Here is a 9,071-nt window from a genome sequence, read left to right as displayed (position 1 = left end):
ATTCAACCGAATCGCCATCGACTCTAGCGCGCCGCCGCCTGATCGCGCTGTGGCCGATCGTGCGAAGCGGCCGAGGGTTCGGCGCGTCTTACAAAGCCTGGGTCCATGATTATTGCTGCTGCGGCGCGCCCCTGCTCGACAACGCGCAGGCTTTCGCCGCGCTCGCCGTGCTGGTCGGCCATTTGCGCGCCGGCGGATTTTCGCCCGCCGCCTTGCTGGCGCCGCAGCTCCGCGCCGATGGTCCGACCGCCGCTGTCCTGCGCCGCTTCGCCGCCCTGAACGGCCTGACGCTCGACCTTATCGCCCGCTATGACCGGGCGGCGCTCGACGCCGCGCGCCAGGGCGCCGAGACAGCCGGTTTGGTTTCGCGAAAGAAGGCCAAGGAATTGCGGCGGCAGCTTCGCCGGTTGGGCGATTCCGGCCCTGTCCTGTTCGGCATGGCGCGCGAGGGCGCCGAACTGGACCGCCAGATCGAGTCCTTCCTGGCGCTCGAAATCAAGGGCTGGAAGGGACGGGACGGAGGCGCCTTCGCCAACAGGCCGTCGCATGCCGATTTCCTGCGGACCATGATCCGCGCCATGGCCGAACAAGGCAAATGCCGCATCTTCTGGCTGTCCCATTCGGGGCGGGTCATCGCCAGCAATATCGTGCTTGTGGCGGGGGGCGAGGCCTATTTCTGGAAGACCGCCTATGACGAGGCTTTCGCTTTTGCTTCGCCCGGCGTTCAACTGACCCTGAACATGACCGATGCGCTGCTCCGCGAACCGGGCCTGCGCCTGATCGATTCCTGCGCGACGCCCGATCATCCCATGATCGACCGCCTTTGGCGCGACCAGGCGCCGATGGCCGATGTCATCCTCTCGCTGGAGGCCGGGCGGTCGTTCCGGTTCCGGGGCGCCTTGTGGCGCGAACGCCTGCGGCGGCGTTTCCGCGAAATGGCCAAGATCGCCTGGACAACAAGCGTCGCCTGGACAAACACGGGATTCCGCTGAACACTTGCGGCCGCATGACGTCCAATGGACCAAGGCAAAGGCTCGACAAATGGCTCTGGCACGCCCGCATGGCGCGGACGCGCACGGCGGCGGCCGAGCTGATCGATCAGGGCTATGTCCGCGTCAATGGCAAGCGCGTCGAGCAGGTCGCCAAACCGGTCTCCGCCGGCGACATTCTGACGATCGCCTTGGCCAATCGCGTCATGGTTCTGGAAGTCCTCGGCTTTTCGGAGCGGCGCGGGCCCTATTCTGAAGCCTCGCAGCTCTATCGCCTGATCGAGGGCGGCGCGCCGGCGCCCGAAAGCGGCCCCCAGGAAAGCGGCCCAAAAAAATGACAAAAGCGCGCCCGCTTCATGGGAGCGGACGCGCTTTATTCGAGGCCTGATCGGGCTCGATCAGCCTTCCAGCAGGCGACGCGCGATGACCTGCGCCTGAATTTCCGCCGCGCCCTCGAAAATATTGAGAATACGGGCGTCGCAGAGCACGCGCGAGACCGGATATTCCAGCGCGAAACCATTGCCGCCATGAATCTGCAAGGCGTTGTCCGCCGCCGCCCAGGCGACGCGCGCGCCGAGCAGCTTGGCCTGACCGGCCTCGAGATCGCAACGCTTGCCCTCGTCCTTGGCGCGCGCGGCGAAATAGGTGATCTGGCGGGCGATATGGATTTCCACCGCCATCATGGCGATCTTGTCGGCGACGCGCGGGAAATGAACCAGCGCCTTGCCAAACTGAATGCGCTCCTTGGCGTAGCGCAAGCCCAGCTCCATCGCCGATTGCGCGACGCCGACAGCGCGGGCCGCCGTCTGGATGCGCGCGCCTTCGAAAGTCTGCATGAGCTGTTTGAAGCCCTGCCCCTCGACGCCGCCAAGCAGGTTTTCGGCCGGGACCTCGAAACCGTCGAAGGCGATCTCATATTCCTTCATGCCGCGATAGCCGAGCACTTCGATCTCGCCGCCCGACATGCCCTTGGCCGGGAACGGATCGGAATCATCGCCGCGCGGCTTTTCCGCCAGCAGCATGGACAGGCCCTTGTAGCCGGGCTCGGCCGGATTGGTGCGGGTCAGCACGGTCATCAGATCGGCGCGGACCGGATGGGTGATCCAGGTCTTGTTGCCATTGACGACATATTTGTCGCCCTCGCGCACCGCGCGGGTGCGCAGCGAGGCGAGGTCGGAGCCGGTATTCGGCTCAGTGAAGACCGCCGTCGGCAGGATCTCGCCGGAGGCGATCTTGGGCAGATATTTTTCCTTCTGCTCCGGGGTGCCGCCGCCGAGAATCAGTTCGCCGGCGATTTCGGAGCGGGTGCCGAGCGAGCCGACGCCGATATAGGCGCGCGACAATTCCTCGGTGACGACGCACATCGCCACCTTGCCGAGGCCCATGCCGCCGAATTCTTCCGGAATGGTCAGGCCGAACACGCCGAGGTCGGCCAGGCCCTGGATGATTTCCAGCGGAATATAGGCGTTCTTCAAATGCCATTCATGGGCGTGGGGAACGACTTCCGCCTCGGCATATTTGCGGATTTCCTCGCGAATCGCCTCCAGCGTCTCGTCGAGGCCTGGCGAGCCGACCGTGGCCGAGGCCTCGGCATGGTCGACCAGATCGACCAGCCGCGCGCGGTTCGGCGCGGTATTGCCGATCGCGATCAGTGTGTCGATGGCGGCGACGCGCTTGGCGGCGATGGTTTCGGCGGAAAGGCCGAAATCGCCGAGGCGAATGAATTCGCCCTGGCTCATCGGAATGCCGCCGAAAATCTGCGCAAGATATTCACCGACGCCGATCCGGGTCAGCAGATCCTCGGTTTCGCCATAGCGGCCTTCGGCCTTGGCGCGTTCGGCGTAAGCCAGCGATTCGCGCACGGATTCGACATAGGTCGCGAACCAGGCCAGACCATGCGCCGCATGCTGCTCGCGTTCGATCAGCGCATTGGAGAGCTTGCCGTTTTCGATCACCTTGGCGCGAACGCTGGCGACCGCCTCTTCATAAAGCGCTTCGATCGCGTGGACCGCCTGACGGCCGAGTTCGAAAAATTCCTCTGTGGCGATCGCTTGGGCGGCCTGCGTCATCCGGAGCTCCTGATCTGGCGGCGATGGGCTTGATAAAGGTCAACAGACGGCTTTATTGCCAGTCCGGATGACGCGGCGCAACATGTCTTGCGGTCAGGCTAGGCCCTTCTTTCGCAGGAGCGCGTCGAATTCCGGCTTACGGCCGCGAAACAAGGCATATGCCTCGTTTGGGTCACGTTGATTGCCTGCGGAATAGACATAATCATGCAGCCGCTGGGCGACCTCGGGATTGAAAATATCGCCCGTTTCCTCGAAGGCCGCGAAGCCGTCGGCGTCCAGCGCCTCCGACCACAAATAGCTGTAATAGCCGGCCGCATAGCTGTCGCCAGCGAAAATATGGGAGAAATGCGGCGTGCGATGGCGCGCGACAATTTCCGACGGCATGCCGATGTCCCGCAAAATCCCGTTTTCCGCGGCCACGACATCGCGCGGCGGCGCGGCGCGTGAATGGAGCAGGAAGTCGACAAAAGCCGACCCGCAGAATTCGACCGTGCCGAAACCCTGGTTGAAATTGCGCGCGGCGATCACCCGGTCGATCAGGTCCTGCGGGATCGCCGCGCCGGTTTCGTGATGGATCGCGAATTTTTCCAGCACTTCGGGACGCAGGGCCCAATGCTCGTAGAGCTGCGACGGCAATTCGACGAAATCGGTCGGCGTCGCCGTGCCGCTCATCGACGGATAGGCGACATCCGACAACATGCCGTGCAGGGCGTGGCCGAATTCATGAAACAAAGTGGCGACGTCCGTCAGCGACAGCAAAGTCGGCCGATCCGGCGCCGGTTTCGCGAAATTCATCACATTGACGATGATCGGGCGGACCTCGCCCCCCAGTTTCTTCTGGCCGCGAAAATTCGACATCCAGGCGCCCGAGCGCTTTCCGGGACGCGCGAAATAATCGCCGAGAAACATCGCCAGATGGCGGCCGTCGCGGTCCAGGACCTCGAAGACCCGGACATCGGGATGATAGACCGGCAGATCCGGCCGGGGCGCGAATTGCAGGCCAAATAGCCGCTCCGCGCAATAGAATGCGGCTTCGATCATTTTTTCGAGCTGGAAATAGCCGGACAGCTCGCTCTGATCGATGGCATAGGCGCTCAGGCGCAGTTTTTCGGCGTAATAGCGCCAATCATGCGCGGCGATGCGGAAATTCGCGCCTTCCGCATCCGCCACCGTCTGCAAGGCCTGGCGTTCCTCGCCGGCCTTGGCCCGCGCCGGCTTCCAGACCTTGTCCAGCAGGTCGAGCGCCGCTTCCGGCTTGCCCGCCATCGTCGGCTCCAGCTTGTAGGCTGCGAAAGTCGTATAGCCGAGCATTTTCGCGCGTTCGTCGCGCAAGGCGAGGATTTCGGCGGTCAGACCGCGATTGTCCGTCGCCCCGTCATGCTCGCCGCGTGCGATCCAGGCATTGAACAATTCCTCGCGCCGGTCGCGGCGATGGGCGTGGCCCAAAAAGGGTTCGACGACGGAGCGGGAAAGGGTCATGGCATAAGGAAGGGAGGCGTTGCGCTCGCGGGCCGTTTGCGCGGCGGAGGCCTTCACATCCTCGGGCACGCCCGCAAGATCCGCCTCGTCCAGCTCCAGCAGATAGTCATTCTCGTCGGCGAGCACATTTTGCGCGAATTCCATTTCGAGACTCGCCAGCCGCTCGGCGATTTCGGCATAGCGCGCGCGATCGGCGCCTTCGAGCCGGGCGCCGGTGCGGATGAAGCTTTTGTAGGTCAGTTCGAGCAGCCGGGCTTGCTCGCCGGTCAGGGCCAGTGTCTCGCGTTTTTCGTAAAGCGCGGCGACGCGCGCGAAAAGGCCGGGGTTGAGCGAAATGGCGGCGAAATGCCGGGCCAGAACCGGCGACAGGTCGCGTTCGACCGCGCGCAATTCTTCCGTCGAATCTGTCCCGGTCAGGTTCCAGAACACGCCGCCGATCCGGTTCAGGGTCTGTCCGGCCAATTCCAGCGCGTCGATGGTGTTTTCGAAGGTCGGCGGCTCGGGATTATCGACAATGGCCGCGATTTCCGCGTCATGTTCGCGCAGGGCGACGTCGAAAGCCGGCTGATAATGCTCGGTCTTGACCGAAGCGAAAGGCGGCAGGTCGGAAGGGGCGTCCCAGCGGGCCAGAAGCGGATTTTGCGCGTTCATGAAAATCTCCCTGTTCCTGCTCAGATAGGACTGGCGCCGCCGCGAAGCCAGGGCTTTATCGGGTTCATTTCCGCGTCCGGCGGTTTCTTGCTAAATGGACGCCAATGGCCGATCCGCCCGGACGGGCGACGCTGGAGGGCGATTTTGCGAGACTATTCCCGACTCTTGCTCGAAGCCGCCCGAAATTTCGAAAAGGACGACGGCTATGCGATGGCCAGCCACATCGCCCTTTCTGGCCTGACCGCCATTTTTCCTTTCCTGATTTTCGTCACCAGCCTCGCCGGCCTGTTCGGCGTGCAACATCTGGCGGACGAGGCCTCGGCGGCCTTTTTCGATATCTGGCCGCCCCGCGTCGCCGAGCCGATCCTGCGCGAGATCCATAATGTCCTGAGCAACCGCCACGGCGGCCTGCTGACGATCAGCGCCGTGCTCGCGGTCTATTTTTCCTCAAGCGGCGTCGAGGCCTTGCGCACCGGTCTCAACCGGGCCTATGGCGCGCGGGAGACCCGGCCCTGGTGGCGTCTACGCCTGCAATCCATTGGCTATGTCTTTGTCGGCGCGCTCGCCTTGCTGGCCATGGCGTTCCTGCTGATCCTCGGGCCAAGCCTGTGGGCCGCCGCGCTCCGTCAGGCGCCAGCGCTGGGCGCATTCAGCAATAAAGTCGCGATCGGGCGTTACGGGATAGCGACGGTCATCCTGCTGGCTGCGCTGATCATCGCGCATCGGGTTCTGCCGAACAGAAAGCTTTCGCTGCGTCAGACAGCGCCCGGCGTGATCCTGACGTTCGGCGCCTGGATGGCCTTCGCTTCGGCTTTCGGCGCCTATATCGCGCGTTTCACGCTCAATTATGTCGCGACCTATGCCGGGCTCGCCTCGGTCATGATCGCCATCGTCTTTCTTTATTCGCTGGCCGCGATCTTCATTTTCGGCGCGGAAATCAATGCGGCCGTCGAGCGCCGGAGAGAACCCCGCCCTGTGGCCTCCGACGCAAACTAACCGCTCACGCGGCGCGGCGGGCCAGATCGTCGGGGCTGCCGAAATATTCGATATAGCGGCCTTCGATCTCATTGATCGGCATGACCACGAACACATCGGTCACGCCGAACTGCCGATCGACCACCGCGCCATCGCCGAATCGGGCGCCGACGCGCATATAGCCCTTGACCAGCGGCGGCAGCGCCGCGAGCGCGCGCTTGGCGTCGACCTGCGCCTGTTCGAGCCGGTTCATCGGGACGAAACGCTTTGGCAGGGGGCTAACAAGCCACTCCGGCGTGGCCTGGGCATGATGGAACAGGAAGCTCAGCTGCGACGCCAGTTTTTCGGGATCGGTTCCCTCAAGGCTTGCGCAGCCGATCATGGCGTCGATGCGGTAATGTTTGACATAGGTCCAGATCCCACGCCAAAGCATTTCAATCGTCTTCTTGCCGCGGTAATCGGCCAGGACGCAGGAGCGGCCCAGTTCGAGAAAGCGCGAATTCGGATGGCGGGCGAGCAGCGGCCCGATGTCGAATTCCTGTGCGCTGTAAAAGCCGAAATTTTTCTGCGCCACATCCTGCCGCAACAGGCGATAGGCGCCGACCACCTTCGGCTTGACCTTGCCGAAGCGGTTGCGCGCGGCATGGTCGATCACCAGCAGATGGTCGCAAACCTTGTCGAACGGACAGATGTCGCGGCGAATCAGCGCCGCCGCGCCGTCAGCCGCCGCGCCGCCTTCCTCGAAGAAGACCTTGTAGCGCAGCTTTTGCGCCTTGCGGATTTCCGACTTCCTGGTGGCGAGTCGCAATTCGAGCGAACCCGACCAGCCCAGATGCGGACCCGGCCCGGCGTCCAGCAGATTGGGACGCCACGGATTGGGACGCCAGGGCTTGAAGCGCCTGAACGGTCCCGGGCCCGATTGTTTCGGAGTCTTGGGGAGGAACGGAAACTTAGACGACAGACCCGCGATCACGGCCAATCCGTTCATGGATGCGTTTCCCCGTATGACGGTCCCCGCGGAGCTGGTCCTTTTCGTCGGGATCGCCGCCCGTTGCGCCAATGACGCCAGCTTCACATTAGGGTTGAGGAGATCTATAGCAGACTCGATACGAAAATATGACATCCGCCGTCAAAGCGCCCGCCGGGCCGGTGCGCCATCCTCCGGCGCGCGCACTGCGTCCGCGAGCGCGACGAGATCGACCGGCTTTGTCAGGAAGCCGTCCATTCCGGCCTCCCGCGCGGCGCGGCGGTCGTCTTCCGAGGCATTGGCGGTCAAGGCCACGATCCTGAGCCGATTGGCGCCGGTCTGGCGCTCCGCGGCGCGAATCTGGCGCGCAGCCGAGAGCCCATCGAGACCCGGCATCCGGATGTCCATCAGCGCGGCGTCGAAACAGGCGTCGCTGCCGCAGACGAGCGCGACCGCCTCCGCTCCGTCATGCGCGCGGACCACCCAGGCGCCCAGACGCGCCAGATGGCGCTCGATCAATAAGGCGTTGATGTCGTTATCTTCCGCCAGCAGCACCCGGCATCCGGCCAAAGCGCGGGCGACGCCCGCTTGCGAGGACGGCCCTTTCGCCGCCACAAACGGGGCTTCGCGCGCGATGAGGCGGGTATAGAGCGATTTGCGCCGGATCGGCTTGACCAGCCAGCCGTCGTAATCCTTGATCAGGGCCTCGCCGAAGGCCCGGCGCTCGAAGGGTGAAAACAGCAGCAGATTGCTCCTCGCGCCGCATTTGCGGGCTTCCGCGACGAGACGGTGGCTTGCCCCTTCGCCCAGAGCGCAATCGACGATCACGAGATTGGGCGCCTGGCCGCGCAGCACAGCGAGCGCCGCCGCCTCGTCCTGGGCCAAAAATGTCTCGAAACCCAATTCCGTCAGGCGCTCGCCGAGGAAGGGACCGCCAAACGGCGCATTGGCCACGATCAGCGCTCGCCGGCCTTTCGCCTCGGGAACAGCCGGTTGGGCGTTTGAGCCGGCGTCCGATATGGACTCGGCCAGCGGCAAAGCGATCGCGAAGGAAAACACCGAGCCCTCGGGCCCGGATTGCTCCAGCCGCAATGCGCCGCCCATCAATTCGACCAGCAGGCGGGAAATGGCGAGCCCCAGTCCCGTTCCTTCGTGACGGCGCGTCATTGAGCCGTCGACCTGCTCGAATTCCTCGAAAATCGACTCGCGGCGATCGACCGGAACCCCGGGGCCGGTGTCGCGGACGGCGAAATAAACCGTCCCATCGACATTTTTCTTGATGACGATCCCGACGCCGCCGCGCTCGGTGAATTTCACGGCATTGCCTGCGAGATTCATCAGCACCTGCCGCAACCGCTCCGAATCGCCCAGCACCCGGGCCGGAACGTCGCGATCGATCGAGGTCGCGATTTCGAGGCCCTTGCCTTGCGCGCGCGGCGCCAGAAGTTCGGCGATCCCTTCGACCAGCCCCGGCAGGTCGAAGGCGGAACAGTTCAGATCGAGCTTTCCGGCTTCGATCTTGGAAAAATCGAGGATTTCATTGATGAGCGAGGACAAGGATTCGCCCGACAGCCGGATTGCGTCGACATAGGAGGATTGCTCGGCGCTCAGCTCCGTCGCCTTCAGCAGCTCCGCCATGCCGAGAATGCCGGTCAAGGGCGTCCGCACTTCATGGCTGACCATGGCGAGAAAGCGGGATTTGGCTTCATTGGCGGCTTCCGCCTTATTCAGGGCGCTGGCGGCCGCCTTCAGTTCCCAGATTTCATCGAGCAGGCGCTCCCTCTCCTTTTCCGCGCGGTCCAGCGCGCGGCGCCGGCCGCGTAAGCCAAGGAGCGCCGAGGCGGCCGACAAAACCGCGACGACGACAAGCAGCAACCAATTGGTCGGGATCAAGCCCATGCGATCAGCGCCAAACCGAGGGACCAAGGCGGGAGCGAACGC

General features: G+C 64.0%; 7 protein-coding genes. 3 read left to right on the top strand and 4 right to left on the bottom strand.

Annotated elements, in window-relative coordinates; all coding sequences use genetic code 11:
* Together ACE3S9_RS05745 and ACE3S9_RS05740 are read left to right on the top strand one after the other, a co-directional pair.
* Positions 1-992: GNAT family N-acetyltransferase (locus tag ACE3S9_RS05745; RefSeq protein WP_374545483.1), on the top strand; the 992-nt coding region annotated here is incomplete at its 5' end.
* 14 nt (positions 993-1,006) lie between these two features.
* Entirely contained in the window at positions 1,007-1,327 is a 321-nt protein-coding gene (locus tag ACE3S9_RS05740; RefSeq protein WP_374545482.1) for an RNA-binding S4 domain-containing protein, read from the top strand.
* A gap of 60 nt (positions 1,328-1,387) precedes the next feature.
* On the opposite strand, the gene ACE3S9_RS05735 is transcribed toward ACE3S9_RS05740, so the two are convergent.
* The gene (locus ACE3S9_RS05735; RefSeq protein WP_374545481.1) at positions 1,388-3,058 is read right to left on the bottom strand and encodes an acyl-CoA dehydrogenase family protein; all 1,671 of its coding nucleotides are present in this window, start codon (positions 3,056-3,058) and stop codon (positions 1,388-1,390) included.
* A gap of 93 nt (positions 3,059-3,151) precedes the next feature.
* Positions 3,152-5,188 (bottom strand): M3 family metallopeptidase, encoded by a 2,037-nt coding sequence (locus ACE3S9_RS05730; protein WP_374545480.1) that lies wholly within the window; start codon positions 5,186-5,188, stop codon positions 3,152-3,154.
* Between the two features lie 144 nt (positions 5,189-5,332).
* On the opposite strand from ACE3S9_RS05730, the gene ACE3S9_RS05725 reads away from it, so the two are divergent.
* Complete coding sequence (locus ACE3S9_RS05725; protein WP_374545479.1) at positions 5,333-6,184, top strand: YihY/virulence factor BrkB family protein; 852 nt, start codon at positions 5,333-5,335, stop codon at positions 6,182-6,184.
* Positions 6,185-6,188: 4 nt separating this feature from the next.
* Here the strand turns inward: ACE3S9_RS05725 and ACE3S9_RS05720 are convergent, their stop codons facing one another.
* Complete coding sequence (locus ACE3S9_RS05720) at positions 6,189-7,151, bottom strand: GNAT family N-acetyltransferase (protein WP_374545478.1); 963 nt, start codon at positions 7,149-7,151, stop codon at positions 6,189-6,191.
* Between the two features lie 141 nt (positions 7,152-7,292).
* Positions 7,293-9,071 (bottom strand): response regulator (locus ACE3S9_RS05715; protein WP_374545477.1); only part of this gene is annotated, 1,779 nt, incomplete at its 5' end.

Source organism: Rhodoblastus sp. (genome assembly GCF_041915505.1).
Lineage (GTDB): Bacteria > Pseudomonadota > Alphaproteobacteria > Rhizobiales > Beijerinckiaceae > Rhodoblastus.
Note: the sequence above shows the minus strand (reverse complement) of the source record. Positions and strands in the feature narration are given on the sequence as shown.

Bases quoted from the DNA above. Each gene is read 5' to 3' on its own strand.
- ACE3S9_RS05740 (WP_374545482.1), top strand. From the start codon at position 1,007: ATGACGTCCAATGGACCAAGGCAAAGGCTCGACAAATGGCTCTGGCAC.
- ACE3S9_RS05735 (WP_374545481.1), bottom strand. From the start codon at position 3,058: ATGACGCAGGCCGCCCAAGCGATCGCCACAGAGGAATTTTTCGAACTC.
- ACE3S9_RS05730 (WP_374545480.1), bottom strand. From the start codon at position 5,188: ATGAACGCGCAAAATCCGCTTCTGGCCCGCTGGGACGCCCCTTCCGAC.
- ACE3S9_RS05720 (WP_374545478.1), bottom strand. From the start codon at position 7,151: ATGAACGGATTGGCCGTGATCGCGGGTCTGTCGTCTAAGTTTCCGTTC.